Origin of the sequence: Thermosipho japonicus, from assembly GCF_014201655.1 — a bacterium.
GTDB lineage: Bacteria > Thermotogota > Thermotogae > Thermotogales > Fervidobacteriaceae > Thermosipho > Thermosipho japonicus.
Window position 1 is genome coordinate 72,140 of sequence record NZ_JACHEX010000003.1, and the last position, 17,698, is coordinate 89,837.

13 protein-coding genes and 1 CRISPR repeat array are annotated in these 17,698 nt (G+C 28.1%); of the genes, 2 read left to right on the forward strand and 11 right to left on the reverse strand.

Features of this window, described 5'->3' with window-relative positions:
• Window positions 1-23 precede the first annotated feature (23 nt).
• Window positions 24-206 carry a hypothetical protein gene (locus HNP65_RS09795; RefSeq protein WP_246348208.1) on the reverse strand — a complete coding sequence of 61 codons (183 nt, stop codon included), beginning with the start codon at window positions 204-206 and terminating at the stop codon, window positions 24-26.
• Between the two features lie 224 nt (window positions 207-430).
• Here HNP65_RS09795 and HNP65_RS06160 point away from each other — a divergent pair, with 224 nt between their 5' ends.
• A complete protein-coding gene (locus HNP65_RS06160) occupies window positions 431-1,819 on the forward strand; it encodes an ATP-binding protein (protein WP_184619413.1) in 1,389 nt (462 codons plus the stop codon).
• Between the two features lie 220 nt (window positions 1,820-2,039).
• On the forward strand, window positions 2,040-3,203 hold the full coding sequence (locus HNP65_RS06165) for a P-loop NTPase fold protein (protein ID WP_184619414.1): 1,164 nt from the start codon (window positions 2,040-2,042) through the stop codon (window positions 3,201-3,203).
• A gap of 134 nt (window positions 3,204-3,337) precedes the next feature.
• On the opposite strand, the gene HNP65_RS06170 is transcribed toward HNP65_RS06165, so the two are convergent.
• From HNP65_RS06170 to wecB, 10 genes are all read right to left on the reverse strand, one after another.
• Entirely contained in the window at window positions 3,338-4,747 is a 1,410-nt protein-coding gene (locus HNP65_RS06170) for an AlbA family DNA-binding domain-containing protein (RefSeq protein ID WP_184619415.1), read from the reverse strand.
• A 655-nt stretch (window positions 4,748-5,402) separates the two neighbouring features.
• Window positions 5,403-6,230, reverse strand: a complete 828-nt coding sequence (locus HNP65_RS06175) for a hypothetical protein (RefSeq protein WP_184619416.1) — start codon at window positions 6,228-6,230, stop codon at window positions 5,403-5,405.
• A 1-nt stretch (window position 6,231) separates the two neighbouring features.
• A complete protein-coding gene (locus tag HNP65_RS06180) occupies window positions 6,232-6,609 on the reverse strand; it encodes a hypothetical protein (RefSeq protein ID WP_184619417.1) in 378 nt (125 codons plus the stop codon).
• Window positions 6,596-7,696, reverse strand: a complete 1,101-nt coding sequence (locus HNP65_RS06185; protein ID WP_184619418.1) for an RAMP superfamily CRISPR-associated protein — start codon at window positions 7,694-7,696, stop codon at window positions 6,596-6,598. Before HNP65_RS06185 ends, HNP65_RS06180 begins: the two co-directional genes overlap by 14 nt.
• Before the next feature lie 14 nt (window positions 7,697-7,710).
• Window positions 7,711-10,899: a CRISPR-associated protein Csx11 gene (locus HNP65_RS06190; protein ID WP_184619419.1), complete on the reverse strand. Its 3,189-nt coding sequence runs from the start codon at window positions 10,897-10,899 to the stop codon at window positions 7,711-7,713.
• Between the two features lies 1 nt (window position 10,900).
• A complete protein-coding gene (locus tag HNP65_RS06195) occupies window positions 10,901-11,920 on the reverse strand; it encodes an RAMP superfamily CRISPR-associated protein (protein ID WP_184619420.1) in 1,020 nt (339 codons plus the stop codon).
• Window positions 11,913-12,869: an RAMP superfamily CRISPR-associated protein gene (locus tag HNP65_RS06200; protein ID WP_184619421.1), complete on the reverse strand. Its 957-nt coding sequence runs from the start codon at window positions 12,867-12,869 to the stop codon at window positions 11,913-11,915. Before HNP65_RS06200 ends, HNP65_RS06195 begins: the two co-directional genes overlap by 8 nt.
• Window positions 12,870-12,963: 94 nt before the next feature.
• A CRISPR array of direct repeats spans window positions 12,964-13,533; the repeat unit is 30 nt; unit sequence GTTTCAATTCCTACAAGGTAAGGTACAAAC.
• Between the two features lie 937 nt (window positions 13,534-14,470).
• Window positions 14,471-15,223, reverse strand: a complete 753-nt coding sequence (locus tag HNP65_RS06210; RefSeq protein ID WP_184619422.1) for an acyltransferase — start codon at window positions 15,221-15,223, stop codon at window positions 14,471-14,473.
• 45 nt (window positions 15,224-15,268) lie between these two features.
• The gene (locus HNP65_RS06215) at window positions 15,269-16,492 is read right to left on the reverse strand and encodes a glycosyltransferase family 4 protein (RefSeq protein ID WP_184619423.1); all 1,224 of its coding nucleotides are present in this window, start codon (window positions 16,490-16,492) and stop codon (window positions 15,269-15,271) included.
• Window positions 16,489-17,559: a non-hydrolyzing UDP-N-acetylglucosamine 2-epimerase gene (gene wecB / locus HNP65_RS06220; protein ID WP_184619424.1), complete on the reverse strand. Its 1,071-nt coding sequence runs from the start codon at window positions 17,557-17,559 to the stop codon at window positions 16,489-16,491. The genes HNP65_RS06215 and wecB overlap by 4 nt, the downstream gene beginning before the upstream one ends.
• Window positions 17,560-17,698: the final 139 nt, after the last annotated feature.

Here is a 17,698-nt window from a genome sequence, read left to right on the forward strand (position 1 = left end):
ATATTAATTAAAAACCAAAGATCCTAGAAATCTTTTTTTAGTCCTCTTTGAGCTATAGCACTCATTTTCATACATGCAATATCTTCATCACTTGCCAAATAAAGCTTTCCAACTTTATCAGGTTGCTTTAAAAGCGGGTATTTATATTCAAATAAGGAAACCTTAATATCGTCTAACTCAAATATAAGCGCCTGAGGTTCTAACAATTTCTACGTTCAGTTTCCTGTATATTGTATTTTCATATACATTTGAAAAATCTTTATCTGGAAATAGTTGAAACATCTAAAAATTTAAAAATATTAAACAAAAGTGTCGTTATTTATCGAATAGATTAGACAAAAGCGTGCGCTTTTATCGAATGTGGTCGAAAAAAAAGAACAGTTTGTGTTATAATTTTATTGAAATACAATACAAAAAGGGGATGAATAAAATGAATTTTGATGATTTATACATAATGAACCCCTGGTGGAAATTTAAAAATGAAGTTTATAACGATAAACACATAGTTTCATTTGAAAATAGTAAATTCAAGTATTATCCAGAAAAATTATTTAGAGAAATAGATTTATCAAATCCTGGTATATACACCTTAAGAGGCCCCAGACAAATAGGAAAAACTACATTTCTAAAGCTTTTAACAAAAAAACTCATTAAAAATAACGCAAACCCATTAAATATATTCTATCTAACATGTGACGGTTTAAAAGACAGACATGAATTAACAGAAATTCTCAAAGTTTATTTTCAAACATACAACACACCAAAAGAAGAAATGAAATATATTTTTCTAGACGAAGTAACTTCAATAGAAGACTGGCAATATTCAATAAAATATTTGGCAGATATTGGACTTTTAGATAATTCTTTGCTAATTCTTACAGGTTCATCGGCATACGATTTAAAAAGCTCAAGTGAAAGACTTCCTGGAAGAAAAGGGTATGGAAAAGATTTAGTTTATCTTCCAATAACTTTCAGAGAATTTTTAAAAAACTTAAAGGTTGAAATTGAGAAAAAAGAAATTGAAGAAATTTTATCTCTGTCTGAAGAAGAATTAAAATCATTACAATTTAAATATTCATATATTCAAGAATATTTCTTAAAATATATAAATTGTGGTGGTTTTCCTACAATTATTGATGAATTTCTTAATACTGGAACAATCAGTGAATTAACAAGAAAAATTTACAAAGATTTTATCTTGGGAGATGCAGAAAAATACATAAAATCAAGGACGAGTATTATAGAAATCTTCAAAAAGATTCCAGATATAATAGGCCAGCGATTTTCTTGGAATTCTTTAAAAGAACATTTAAGTGGTGTTTTTGAAAGTGTTGATACCGTACAAAAATACTTTGGATATTTTGGATACAGCTTTATCTTTTCAACTCTTTTCTTTGTGGACATTTCCAAAAAAACAATAAAGCCAAAAAAACAAAAGAAAATTTATCCAGTGGATAATATCGTAAATTTAGTAATTTACGACTTAACTGGAAAAGAAATAGGACTGCCTCAACGCATTGAAATGTTAACCCTTAACCACATTTTAAAAAATGAAGACGTAGTTGATAATGGTTTAAACTTATACCACGGTCCCTTTTTTTGGTATTCCGATCGCGGTAACGAAATTGATTTTGTTTTTGATTACAAAGGAAAATTAATTCCCATTGAAGTAAAATACCAAAATAAGATAAATAAATTTGATTATTTTGGCATGAAAAAAGTTTTTAAAAAAGGGATTTTAATAACTAAAGATACAGCTTTTAAAGATGAAAATATAGTTGGAATTCCTGCATGGTTATTTTTTGCTGTTAAAGAATAAAAATAACTTTGGAATTTTTTACATAGTATTTTACAAGGTTGACAAGATTAATCTTTGAGCAAGGCATAGCCAGCATAAGTAGCTTTTATTAGCGACTTTTACTTATCTTTAAACCTGAATTTTTCAAAACAATCTTTTCTTTTGTCACATCTATATACATATTTTCTACAATAGTCACATTGTCACAAAATATGTTATAATGACTTTAGGGGTGATCAATGTGGAAAATAAAAAGCTTAAATATATAGTTGAAGCCTTATTTGACAAACCGATTGATGACAAAGAGCTTTTAGTAAACAGAAAAAAGCAACTGGAACACTTAAATAAAATTGCATATTTTCAGCCAATGGGCATCTTTGGGGTATGCGGTGAAACAGGCGTTGGAAAAACAACTACACTAAACTTTATCAATGCAGAAAATGCAAAAAGACTATATATACTAATTACTGAAAAAGACTCTAAGGAAGTAATAATAGGTGATTTTCTATACAAACTTTCTCTTTTAGAAATAAATTCAAAAAATAAAAAGGTTAGAAAATTAGCAACTGAGGCAAGAGATTTTATACTGAACGAAATGAGTTACAATACCTCATACGGTGGTGGAGTTAGTTTTGCTGCAAATGTTTCATATGAAAAATCAATAAACAATAAAAAGAGATTTAATATTTATTCAGTTAAAGAATACATCGACAATCTCTTATCTTTGCTAATAGAAGAATATGGCAAAGTATTGATCATAATAGATGAACTAGATAAGGAAAAAAAAGAAGAAGTTTTAAATATTTTAGATTCTCTAAAAAGTGTTTTGTTTAAAGAAAATATAATAACAATTGTTTCATTACCATTTTCTATATATAGAGAATATTCAAATGATAGAATGAGGTGGAATGAAAGCGGTAATTTAGAAAATATATTTAAAGATATGGTCTTTCTTGAACCATTAACATCAGAAGATATTAAAAAGATGATTCTAAAAAGAATAAAAGAATACCCTGATTACTTTGAAATGGACGCACTAGATGAAATAGCAACTTTCAGCGATGGAAATCCAAGAGATGCTCTGTGGATAGCACAGCAAGTAGTACTCTTTAATACCGATAAAAATAAAATTACCAAAGAGTTAGTTAAAAAAGGAATAAGAAGAATAATCTCTCAAAACCTTAACAATTCACTGTCTTTTACAGATATACAAAAAACAATATTAAAAGAGCTTGCAAAAGAACCGGTAGATAGAACTACACTTGTCAAAAGGCTCGAAAAAAAGGTAAAACGCCAGACTGTTTATACATACATTAACAGAATGAAAGATGAAGGTATTATACTTGAAAAATCTGGAATACTGTATTTACCATCAAAGATAAAATATTATGTAGAAATTCTTTAAATTTGTCACAGCTTTAGACAAAATTATTCGATTGTCACACAGTCACAAATAAACTTTAGAATCCTCTTGCATAAAAGTCATTTAACGCTAAAAATATTAAGTTAGCACATGATAAGGAGAGTTTAAAAAATAAATTATTCATCTTGAATGAAAAAGTCTCTGGCTTTATTTAATTCATAATAAACTTTTGAGCCTTTACCTTTTCTTTTTAAAATACCTTTATCTACCATATTTTTCAAAATATCTCTTGCTCTTCTTTCTTTTACATTAAAAAGTTGTTCAACATCAACTCTAGTAATCTTATCATTCTTATAAAGAAAATCCAATATTTTATTTTCATACCCGGCACTATCCGGCACTCCCCCGGCACTATCCGGCACTCCCCCGGCACTATCCGGCACTTTGTAAATTATTACTTTAAAAAATGCTCCGTCATCAATAAATTCTGGTTCTTTTAAATTTCTTGCCTTACATAATTCCACAATTCTCTTTATTCCCGTTCCCCACTGTTCAACATAACCTATTTCTTTAAAAAATCTTGCAATAACTCTATTTCTAATTTCTGAGCGACCTTGCAGAATAAGATCAACACTTAGATTCCCCGGAAGTCCACCCGGAGAAGTTATTTCAACTCTATCATCAAAAATTGCAAGTTTGATATCTGATCCTTTAATCGAATAGTCCCTATGAACAACAGCATTCACTAAAGCTTCTCTGATTGCTTCAATTGGAACAATATAACTATCTTCCCTTTTTAATCCTTTTATCTCTCCTCTTTTTTCAATGTGTTCCATGGCAAAGTTGAATGCACTTTCAACTTGCTTATAAAGAGGTCCAGAATACTCTTTTTGATCAATAAATTCTTTTGTGGATAAGCTAATTCCTTTAAATCTTGCACAGCTAATTTTGGCATAATCAAAAAGATTATTTTTACCAATTAACAGTGCCCCACCCACTGTTAAATAATCTCTTTGCCTTATATTCTTCAATATTTTTAGATTATATAAATCAGACTTTGTCAATTTTTTACCCGTTAAGTTTAGAAAATCTTTTTTTAGATTAGAAATTTCCTTTTCATTATAGCTTGCATCATAGATTATATCTTCATCATAAGACATGTTAAATTTTTGCCTCTCAAGCGACCGTATTATCTCTTCACTTGCTTTTCTTGTTGTGGCTCCAATTCTAATATATACTTCCTTAGTTTTACTTTTCAAATAATACGGTTTTTGTGGTCCAGGATAAATTTCAACCACAAGTAGTTTTTTATTCCCAACATTTTCAATATATATTTCAGGTATAATCGTCGGAAAGCATTTATCATGTATCATGTTTGTTATACTATCCATTAAAGAAAAAATTTCATCTTCCAAAATTCCAACTATCTCTCTTGTTTTATCTTTTATTCCAAAAATTATTTTTCCACCTGAACCATTAGCAAATGCTACAACAGTTTTCAAAAAAGATTCCTTATTCTTAGCAGAAAGCCTTTCTTTAAATTCTAAATTTTTACCTTCACCTTTTCTAATTTCAGAAAGTATCATACTTCCACCTCAATCAAAAAATTAGATAAACCCTTTGATTAACCATATTATATTCAAATACAAATATTACATATGGGTTAATAACACTTTGGAAAAGAAACATCAAAAAACTAGGATTTTTATTTATTCTTATCTTAAAAACTCTATTATTTGTAATTTGTAATACCATCTGAAATATATCTTAAAGTATTAATCTAACTTTATTAATTAAAAACTAAAACTAACAATCAACTAATTTTGCTGGAAAATTTTATATTATAAAAAAGTCACAAATAAAAAAATGTATCTGCTACTTTAACCCATGAAAAATGTTAAACCTTTTGACTTTAGAATCTAAACTATTGTCCACAAATTTAATTACTCCTTAATATATAATTCCTTAACAAAATGAATTCAAAGTTTGTAGATTTTAAGCATATTTAGAACTTCACCATATTTTTATCTTAATTAGTTCAACCTATTATTTTCATTATATCAAATAATTTATTAGAAAAATATTACGTGAAAAAAATGCTCAAAACACCAGAAAAGTTAAATTTCAATTTTTAATTCAAAAAGTAGTTTTTAGTTTATAAAAATTTTGTGCTTTTTATTAGTTTTTAGCTATAAGTTAAAATGATTTTTATAAAAATATTAATGAACAATGTTAAATGCACTAATCTTTAAAATTTTTTAACAATTTTCCTTTTTCTAACTTATAATTTTCAAGCTCCACTATTTTTTCCTTATTATTTGTATCCCACAAAAAGAGTAATTTTTCTTCTTTTATTTTCAACGTAGCTCCATTTATCATATTTTCTATATCTACAATTAATTCACCCATTTTATCTAAGTTTTCACTATTAAATTCTTCTTCATTAATTTCCAAAAAATTATATTTTTTGAATTTTGAAATTTCTTCACATTCATTTATGTACTCTAATTTCAAAAGTCCTAAGCCATATTTTATATCCCCACCAACAAATATTTCAAGCCCACTCTTTAAAAAACTTAATAATTTTTGATCTTTAACATTTAAAATTCCAACCCAATAAAGTGAAATATTATCATCTAACTCTCTTACAAATTCTTCCCTTGGCCTTGGCAAAATCACATCGATCTCGTGAAGAGATTCATCCTTGGCAGATCTAAGTACCGGCGATATTGCCGTTGAAATAATCGTATCAACAAACATTGTTCTAAATTTTTCTTCTGAAAAATTTCCCAAATAAAGTTTTCCATCCCTTAAACTTAAAAATAAAACATTATTTCCTCTTTTATCAAAAGAAGGCCAAAAACACGAAATTTCTTCAAAAACCTTGTCTATATCTTCATAGCTTCCTGTATACAAACCATATATGTTTGTTAAAGCACCCCACATTGTCCATCCAGGAATAAATACTCTTGTCTCATTAATAACCCCATATCTTTTATAGCCAATATGAATTGGCTGAACTTGTTTAAATACCAATTTATACCAAGTACCTTTACTAGCACTTTCCATATTATTCACCACCATTTTTACCTTTACCCATTGCCTTCACATGATATCTTGAATATACAAGAACTTTTTCAAGTACATCCTTGAAAAATAAAAGTTTTTCCAGATCTTCCGACAATTTCTCAAAAAACTTTTCAGATAAGCCTTTATCATTTTTATCTAAAATTCCAAATGATATTATTAACTCTTTTAAACCATTAAAAATTTTATCCCAAAATTCTTTATTCTTTTCATCTTTTAATATGTTTCTTGAAAATATCCAAAGAGCATACACGCCATAATTTGACAAAACTCCAAGCATTTTATTAACATTATTCTCATTTTTTAAATATTTAACAATTTCAAAACTAGTTTTGTTTATACTTGCTTCAAGATTTTTCATTGCTATCTCCCCCGTTACTTTTATTAAGTTTTGTTAAAACTTTCATCCTCCCAAATCCTCTAGTTGTCATGCCTCCTACACCGAGTGTTTCGTAATACTTTTTAGAATCTTCCAACATTTTAAAAACAAATTCTTTTGATGGCAAGTCTTCATTTAACTTACTGCGATCAAAAAATCTTATCTCACCATAAAAAATGGTACCTCTTGGAATTGCTTCAGAAGTAAAAAGTGCACCTTCTTTGGCTGCTCCTGTTATTGGATTAATAGATACCGATGTTCTTACTTCTAAATTAGAGTTTATTATCTGTGAAATAAGATAGTCAGGAACGATTACTATATCACTTAGAGAAATGGCTCCTTCCAATAAAGATAGATCTATATTAGTTCCCACTTTTTTGTACGGAAAATATAACCATCCAAGATTGATATGACCTTCCTTATCACCTTCATCAGTAACTGCATAACAAACAAGTTCGTTAACATTATTTCCCCTGCTTTCATCTAAAATCCCAGCTTCTTTTAACAACTTTTCCGATGTTATCCATTTTGTACCTAGCATGGTAAAAACCGGGTAAAATAATATTTTTAAATCCGAAAAGAAAAGTAAGCCTTGCATTGATATATCTTTTTTTGAAAAACCAAATGACTTACAGACTATACAATGTCCACAATGCCCAGTTTCTTCTTCAATATCATCAATACTCTTATTTGGCAAATCATCCTGACCAGCGCATTTTATTCTTGCAACTTTATTTCCTGGATAACTTTCCCAATCCTGTTCACCAAATGGAAAATCATCTTTCCATTTGACGTTTTTTAATTTACTGCTAAAATTTTCTCCATTTACACTTTTTATATCCTTAAAACTTGGTTGATAGTCTTTTACTCTACTTACTAATTCTAAAGCAGAATAATATCTCCATGTACCTGCTATACTACTTCCCGGGATTTTTGGTATCTTTGTTATAGGATCTCTAACTATTGTATTATCAACTCTTCCAATGTTATATCCTCCAGTACCTATATAAATAGGATCCATGGCTTGCGTAAAAATCCTTTTATTTGTAACAAGCATATGATCTACCATTTTTTTACCCCCTTTTATACCTTCAAAATCTTATACCAAAATTCAAACATATCGATAAACATATATAATTTTTCTTCAAATTTATCTTCTGGCATTTTTTCCAAACTTTCCCAGTTTTCCACTCCGAAAACTTTTGCAAACTCGTCTTTTTTAGTTCCCATTAACTCTAAAACATTCACAAAAGAAGAAAGTATGAAGATTTTTAGAGAATATAGATCATCCCAGTCAAGCAATTTTGAATATATAAGTGTAACTAATTTTTGAAGCTTTGATTCAGAATTAATATCGTTCTTGAAAAACTCATTAAACTTACTAAAATATTGCCAATCTTCTACATCGTATGGTCTATTTTTCTTAATAAATATTTTCCTTTTTCCTTTTTCATAATATATTTCATTTCTTCTTGCATTTGAATCTAAAAACTCAAAATCAAATGTATTAGGATAAAACCAAAAAATATCTTTATCATTTGAATTTTGTGTTGTATCAATCCATACTTTCGCATCATTGCTAGGATATAGATAAAAAGCATATCCTCTTTGAACAGCATCTGCTCTCTCGAATAAAGAATAATATTGTTCACTATTATTTTCATCACAGCTGCAGCAACAACCAGCATGCTTTTGTCTACTCTTAAAATCGCCCACAGTAATTTTTTTCTTTAAATCCTCCCATTTTTGAAAATCTCTTCTAATTCTTCTTAGCGCTTTTAATCCAACATACAAAGGTTTCTTATAATTTTGAACAACAATGCCAATATGTAAAGGGAGTTTCCCATAAACCCATTTGAAATACTTATAATATTCATTTTTTACGCTTTCAATCAAATTCGGAACATATTCTGCAGGAATAATAAGCTGCCAACTTACTGGTGTTGGAGAAAGTATTGTAAAAAATGGTTCGTACTCTTCTTTATTTGCATCTTTTATATAAAGCTTTTCAACAAAGTGTGTATCATCATCAATTTTTTTAATTTCAAATGAATCCTTGTTTCCAACTTTCTCTATCGATGAAATTAAATATACTGTATTTCTTTTAGCCCAGAAAAGAATATCTCCATCAGCATACTCGCCATCTGGAATATTTACTCTTTCCCAATACAATCTTTGACATCTACTCTTGGGAAAACCCAATAATTTTGATTTTTTCTTTTCTAAATTCTCAAAGAAACTTTTTGTTGTTTCCCAAATTCTTCTAAGTCTTGCAGGAGAAGGATTTTTTCTGAGGAGGAATTGTAATATTATTTTGCTCAAAAATTCAATATCAGTACTTTCATCTAATTTTCTCCAATTTATTTCTCTTTGTTCAAAATTAATCACATCATCCGATAAATTTTTCAATATTAAACTTTCCCATCTAGATCCAATAGCTCGTTCCAAAATTAAATTTTTAATTTGTAATATCAAATAGTTAATAGCAAAAATTTTATAAAGATGATCTTTTACATTCTTTTTATTATAATATTCTTCTATAGGATATTTTTTCTTCTTTTTCGTGTTCGCTATAATTTCGTTAGTCGAACTATCATAAAATGAAAAATGTTCTAGCCATGCTTTTTCTTTGATAAGAGTTACAGCAATTTTTCTGTTTTTTTCTTCTACATTATCAAATGATTTATTTTTTTTCAAATTTTCAAAGATGTTCTCATACGGTTTTTTTATTCCTCCCTCATCAAACAATGAAAGAAATTTTTCTATATTTTTTTCATCAAATTGGTCTAACTGCAATTTTCTTACTTCAGAACTGTTTATCTGATTCTCTATAAATATTAATAGTGATTTAATAACATTTTCATATTCAGATTGCCTTTCAACTCTAACAAGTAATGAATTAAAAAAATTACCATTAATCCATTCATTTGGTTCAAATTTTAAAGTTATAAGTGCTATTCTTCCATTTTTGTCTTGTAGTTCATCCAGCCAAATAGTCTCACCATTTCTATTATCTAACCAGTTTTTCATTCTTTCCCCTTGCCTTTTTAAGCAGGTATCGCATATTAATTCGTTTAATTTACTTTTCTTTTCAACTGTTCTTACTCCACATATTTGACAAACACCTATTTTCAAGCTGTTGTTATTGTTATTTTCATTATTTTTATACAACACCTTAGCTTTTAAAAAATTTTCTGGTGCTTTTTCAATTAATTTCCCCAAATTCATTAGCCCTCTTGATGATTCTGAAAGAAAAATAGCAGGATATATTTCATCATTAAAAACCTCTCTAAATTTTTCAATTATTTTTTCTTCTAGTTTTTTTAGATCTTCTTTTAATTTATAAAATTCACCTTCTTTTTCACCTTTTAAAAGTTCAGAAACAACAAAATATATTCCCGTTTCATCTCTGTAGATTTCATTCCCAATCGGACATTCTTCTTCTAAAAGTTGTTTTACCTCACTATCTACCTTTTTTATATTTTTTCTATACCATTGTATATTTGATATCTTTAATGCTTTTTCTGAAAGACCTAATTTATCATATTGAATACCAAGAATACACCATTTTATATTACTAGGCTTATTAATGTACTCATCAACTTTTTCTTTGTATAAGTATAATCCTGATAAAGCTGCTTTATAAAGAGAAGCCACCATATAAACTTGATCATATAAAGTAACATCGTTAACAGGAAATCTATTATCACTCAATAAATGCGTGTACCATTTTTTTATTTCTAATAAAATCCAGCTCCGCACTTTTCGCCAATCAGAATTTTCAATACCATTATTATCTTTTAAATAGTTATGTAAATTTTTAAAAAATTGCTTTCTTTTTTCGTCAAAATTCTTTTCTTCTACACTTTCCACAAAACCTCCAAAAGCATTTGAAATATATAATCTTTTAAGTATTTCTTTAGGAAATCCTTTATCTATTCCCGAGTTTAGATTTTCACATCCTCTAAAGAAAATTCCCTCAAAATCTTTATCAAAAACTTTTATCCATTCAACTTCTGATGAATTAGGTAACCTAATTTTTTGATTAAAAAAGTTTTTAAATACTTGATCTACTTCGTCAATCTCATCTTTAAATAATTTATCATAATAATCTTCATATCTTCTAATTTTTTGCTTTGCATTAGGAAAATATTTTATCCAATTATTAAGCCCAATATGAGTTTTTCCAATGTTAAAAAGTAACGCTCCAATTTCAGCCTTTAATATATCTTCTTTATGGTTCAAAATTTTCTCAATAGCACATGAATCCATATTACTTCACCTCATTACAGCAAATTTCAATTTTTTGTTTTTCTATCGTAAATCTTCCCCAACCTAGTTTGCTTTTCGCACCAATTCCTATGTCGGAAATCTTTTTAAAAGATGATTTTATAAATTTCACATCTTTTTCTACTTGATCTTTTAAAACTTCTCTCTCTAGCCTTATACCATCAAATGGTATATAAACAATTTGAACAATACCTCTTGAATCTTTAGAGACAACTTCAAAAAAAATAGGTCTTTTTCCTTTTCTTTCTTTTCTGCTGTGAGGATTAATGACTTCCGTTGACAGACTACTTAAAAACGTAGGATAAAATATTGCACGCCCTTTGTGTGTTTTTAAGAAAAAAGGAAGATTCTTTTTTGACGTTTCTCCATACTTTTCCCATATGTTATTTCTTACCCAATTTTTGAAATTTTCTTTTTTTCTCAAATTGTCTATATCATCTTTTTTCAATCTCAGACCTAATTCAAATATTAAATACTTAATTATCTCATCCATAGATTTTTCTTTTAATTTATTCTCAAGTAATTCACTCAACATTTTCGTAAATTTCGTAAATTCCATAGAACCTGTTCCAAATATTCTTGCAAAAGATTGTATATAATCGATTGCTTTTTCTTCTGTATTTGATGAAAACAATGATTCGTTAATTAATATTTTAAAAGCATTAGCAAATGCTCCTTTCCATGCAGAGCCTCTAATCATAGGTATTTTAAAAGCCTTATCCTTTAAACATAAATTTTTCTTAGTTAAGTTATAATCTTCATCATCCTTTGAAAAATATGGATTAATTAGCTCGATTTCTGCCCAAAAAATAAACGAATAAGGCATTAACCTACTTATATAATTTTCCAACTCATCCTCTTTTAAAATCCCACTTAGACTTTTTACTTTTTCTATTATATTCAAGGTATTATTACCTATCATTAAACCGTTATATTCAAGCATTTTATTTTTTTTATCTTTTTCCATATTTATGTATGTTTCAAACTTAAGTGACTTATTCATTCTTTTCACTTCCTTTCAAAAAATTCACAATTGAGATAAAACCAACTTTTAACCCCCCCTCATATTTATCTTTTTGAATTTGATACGTAACTAAAGGAAATATTTTACTTCCCTCTTTCTTACTTCCAAACAAATACTTACTAATTTTATATCCATTTCGTTTATTAGATTTAATCTCTTTAAGTTTCTTTATTAATTCACTATATCCTTTGCCGTCAATATTTTCCAAAAATAAAACGTTAATCTTTTTATTTTTAGATAATAAAGTTTCAAAATCTTCTTCTTCGCCCTCTTCAACTTTAACAATGTCACTTTTTTCACTATTTTCTGAAAAAAATTTATTCTCATCTTCAAATAATTTAAATTTAAACTCATTTTCTCTCCATTGCCATTTGTTCAATACCTTTCCGTCCATTTTTATATTCACAACTTGTAACCTTCCATATCCTAATGACCATTTTCCTCCCCAAAAACCATATAATTCCATAAAGTACAACAAGGGATAAAATATTGGATTAATTATCTTTTCTTCTATTTCAAAAGCAACTTCAAACGTTCCCCAAAAATAAGGGTTTCTATAACTATTATCTAAATTTAAATAGTTACCAAAACAATATTTCCCGACTGGTTTTATTTTTTTTATCCTAATCCATCCTTTCCAATCATTACAACCAAAAATTTTGGAAGATAAGCTCAGTTTAAATTCAGAAAAAATTTTATTCAAAGATTCAAAATCAATCCCCTCTTTTAAAATAAAGTTTTGAAAATTTTTTGAATCAAAATTCCCCAAATCATTGATTTGTAAACCTGAAAAATAACAAACAACATCCAACCAAAACCTTAAAGAGCCAATTAAGCTTGAAGGTCTTATTTCATTAGTTATTCCTTTATAGTTTCCTGTCCACAAAGGACTGAGAGTTTTAAATTTAATCTTTAGCTCTTTATTCATGAAGCGTCCCCCGTTCTTTATTTATATATAATTTTAAACTCTTTGAAATAAATCTAAATTTACGAACATAAACTGGCTATGATTGTAAAATAGAATTTCAATTCTTATAAGGTAAGGTACAAACGATCCTTCGCTTCGCGTTCACTGCGCGAAGGAGATAAAAGTTTCAATTCCTACAAGGTAAGGTACAAACAAGTAAAACAACTAAAGGTTAGAAAAAATGGAAGACTGTTTTAATTCCTACAAGGTAAGGTACAAACGTTCTATTACTGTTCCTTTTTGTGCCTCAGGATATATATAGTTTCAATTCCTACAAGGTAAGGTACAAACAAAAATTAGATTTTTTAGAACAAAATGGAATAACATTGTTTCAATTCCTACAAGGTAAGGTACAAACGATAAATATGGAATAATTGTCAATACGTTTGACAAGTTTCAATTCCTACAAGGTAAGGTACAAACTACAAGCCGAACTAGCTGAAATAAATTTACAGTCGCAAGTTTCAATTCCTACAAGGTAAGGTACAAACAATAATTGATAAGCTTGGGGAAAAAGCTAATTGGAGGTTTCAATTCCTACAAGGTAAGGTACAAACGCAAGATATTCATCAGACAGACAAAGTGATACTTCTATGTTTCAATTCCTACAAGGTAAGGTACAAACCATAGATTACATTGTAATTATATTACATTTTATTACTTTGTGCAACCTTGTTGAAAAAATCATAACAAAAAATAAACAATATTAACATGAAATATTTTGAAGTTACATAGTTTTTTTATTTTTTTCAGTCGATCTCCAGGACTTTTTACACTACTGCACATCGACTGAATTTAACTATAAAAATTTTGTTTCTTCTTTTTTATCTTTTTTCTAAAATTTATCCATTAAAACTTGCCCCTGGTTAAAGCAAAGTTAAATTTGGATATAAGAAAAGGACTACACCTGCTAAAATTATTTTTGTAACAAAAACAATCCCTAACAAGGAGATGTAGCCCATCAATATTCATCTCAATATTATTTTACTACAAAAATTACTCAATAAAATACCTATTCTTGTCTTTGACAAATCTAAAAGAATGTATCTAAGAAAGTATCCTGATCATATACTTGTTTTAATTTTAACCCTTTTTATACGAATCAAAGGTAAAAGTGTTATTAGATTTTGAGATAGGGAATAATAAAGAGGTAGACCATGCAGAAGTTATGCTAGAGGATACTGGCAATGGGAGTTTATTGAAAAAAATGAAAGAAAATGGGGAAATAGAATGGTATATAGAAAGGCTGAAGCAGTGGATAAAGATGAAGGGAATGAATGAAAGAACACTAAAGGCACAAATTACATAAATGGTACTAGGGCAGCAGTTAACAATGTTAATAGACATACTTTTTGATCATCCTAAGATGATTAGATTGATTGAAAAATAATTTTTACATTGACCAGGGTTTCTATTTATCTTTAACTTAATGCTCTCAATCTGTTCAAAACATCATTTTTACTAAAAATAAAAAATCCCACCTTTACACTTGTTAAAAGGCGGGAAATGTTTTTGAATGACTAATTTATAAACTTTATATCATTTAAACTATATAACTAATCTCATTCTTTATAATACTTTTGATTTTTCAAAAGCTGCTCTTCTGGTACATCTCTAAATTCTTTTGCGGGAACTCCCGCAAATATTTTTTTAGGTGGCACATTTTTTGTAACAACAGCGCCTGCAGCAATTAATGCATCTTCCCCTATTTCAATCCCAGGTAAAATAGTTGCATTTGCACCTATTCTTGCACCTTTCCTCAAAGTTGGCCCCTTAAAGTATTTCTTTCTTTCTTCTGTCCTCCCAAGAAAGTTATCGTTAGTAAATGTAACTTCTGGTGCTACAAAACAGTAATCTTCTATGGTAGAAATTGCCGTTATATATGCTTCTGTCTCTATTTTTACATACTTTCCAATCCTTGTTTTATTTTCAACAGTAACACCCCTACCAATAATTGTATATTCATCTATTTCTACATCTTCTCTAATACTTGCAAGGTCCCCAACAAAAACAAAGTCTTTCAAAATCGCTCCTCTATATATAACACAGTTAGCACCTATTGTTACATATTCCCCTAAAACAAGAGGTGGTAAAGTTTTCTCTTCTGTTGTAGCTGAAGCACTTGCCTTAAAAGGCTTTTTACCTAAAACAGTATTATCTGCTATAACACAGCCTTTCCCAATAACTGTGCCTTCTTTAACTACTACATTGTGTCCTATAACCACTTCATCGTCTATTATTACATTATCTTCAATAACAACGTTATGTCCAAATTTTACATTTTTACCTACTTTTGCTGTTTCAGAAATATACATGTAAATCACCCCTCTGTTAAACCAATTTACTTTAATATTTAAAATTCATTTCTTCAACATGCTAATCAAAATATCTTCAAATTCTTCTACTAATACATCCCATTTTCTATATTTTTCTATATATTCTTTATTTTTTTTACCCATTTTTAAGACATCATCTAAGTTATTAAAAATATAAAAAATTGCTTTTTCAAATGATCCTTCTTTTTTTGGAATATAAAAAATTGCGTCTTCTGTTTCAGATAGTAGTAAGCCAGGATGATAAATACTCAAGATAGGTTTACCAGATGCCATATAATCCATTAATTTGAAAGAGCTATATGCTGGATATTTTGTATTGTTAAAGTCACTAAGAGAAAACAACAATATATCACTTTTTTCCTTAATTAAATATGGAATATACTTTTTAGGTATTGGATCAAAAAAATACACATTTTTTTCACTTTGAGCTATCTTTTTTAATTCATCTTTTTTCGAACCAGCACCTATAAAAACAAATGAAAATTTATTTTTTAAATTATCAGGTAATTTTTTTATTTCTTTAACTATATAATCCAACCCGTTAGAAGGGCCTAGTGAACCCGTATATACAATCTTAATTGTATTTTCTGGAATCTTATTAAATAACTCATCAACAATATCTTCTCTCATAACATTGTTAAATATTTTGGTATCAATACCATTAGGTATAAAATATATTGGTTTTTCAAAAATAATCTTTAATCTTTTTAAATGTTCTGAAATATCTGGCACAAGACTTATTATACCAGAAGATTTAGAATAATACTTTTTGCACATATAATCAAAAACCTTAACAACTATATGTTTTACTGGTAATATTCCAGCTTCAATTAAATCATCTGGCCATATATCTCTAATTTCCACTACATACGGTACTTTATACTTTTTAGAATAATAACTTCCAAGCTTCCAAGCAAAAGGATGAGGTGAAGATGCTACAATTATATCTGGTTTTTTTAATAGCAGTTTTTTCCCATTTTTATAATAATCATACGAAGAGAAAAATCTACTTACCCCGTTACTTTTATACTCCCTTGTATCTACAACAAAATATTCCACACCATTTTCTACAAAATAATTATCTTTTAATTCTGTCCATCTTCTTTGTAATAAATGCGAATAATTACCTACAACAATAGAAACTTCATGCCCTTTTTCAACTAATCTTTTTCCTATTTCATAATGCCTGGTTTCTGCTGAGCCAAAAGAAGGTATACTTGCATAATGATTTAGAATTACTACTTTCAAAATTTCAACTCCTGATTATTTAAGATAATCTTAATAATTTTTTTGTTAGCTTCACCATTCCCATATACATTATTTGGATAGTCTGAATTGTTATCTTCAAATATTTTTTCATAAATATTGTTTTCATTTGCTAATTTATTCCATTTTAATTCTATTAATTCCCTCCAACCAGTATCTGGCATAATTACTATTGCCTGTTTTTTAGAAAAATACGCTTCTTTTTGTAAACCGCCACTATCTGTTATTATTTTCCAACATCTTTTAACTAATCCCATTAAATTCAAATAATCTATCGGTTCTAATACTATAACTTTTTCTAAATACTTTTCTAAATTAAATTCTTTTATTCTTTTTTTAGTTCTTGGATGCACTGTAAATACTATTGTTGTTTCTTTAGATATTTTTTCTACTTGCTGAAGTATTTTTTCTAATTTTTCATTATTATCAACATTAAAGTCTCTGTGTAATGTCATAACTATATATTCATTTTCCTTTAATTTTAAATCGTTAAAGACATCATAGTTAAATTTAGGCTCCATTATTTTATATAAGTCATACATCACATCTCCAACAAAGTAGACACCTTTTGTAATTCCTTCAGCTTTTAAATTTTTTACTGCAAGCTCACTTGGGCAAAAAAGATACTTCGAAATTCTATCTGTTAATACTCTATTTATTTCTTCTGGCATATCCTTTGGCTCTTGCCTAATACCAGCCTCAATATGAGCTACAGGTATTTTCAGTTTACTTGCTACCAGTGCCCCCGCAAGTGTTGTATTTGTATCCCCATACACTAAAATTACATCTGGCTTTTCCTTTATTACTACCTTTTCAAACTCTATCATTATTTTACCAGTCATTTCACCATGATTCCCTGACCCAACATTTAAATAATAATCTGGCACTTTTATTTTTAATGTTTCAAAGAATATACCAGACATATTCTTATCATAATGTTGACCTGAGTGAACTAAAATTTCTTTTATCCCATTTCTTTCGAATTCTTTATGTATGACTGCCTCTTTTATAAACTGTGGTCTTGCACCTACCAAACTTAATACTTTCATATTTTCACCTCGCAAAATCAATCATTTTAATAATCTTCAATAAAATTATAGCACTATTACTAAAAATAGACCTTAACAGATTTAAATCATCAAAAACATTATACCCTTTCTTTTTACTATTATGATAAAATACTTATAG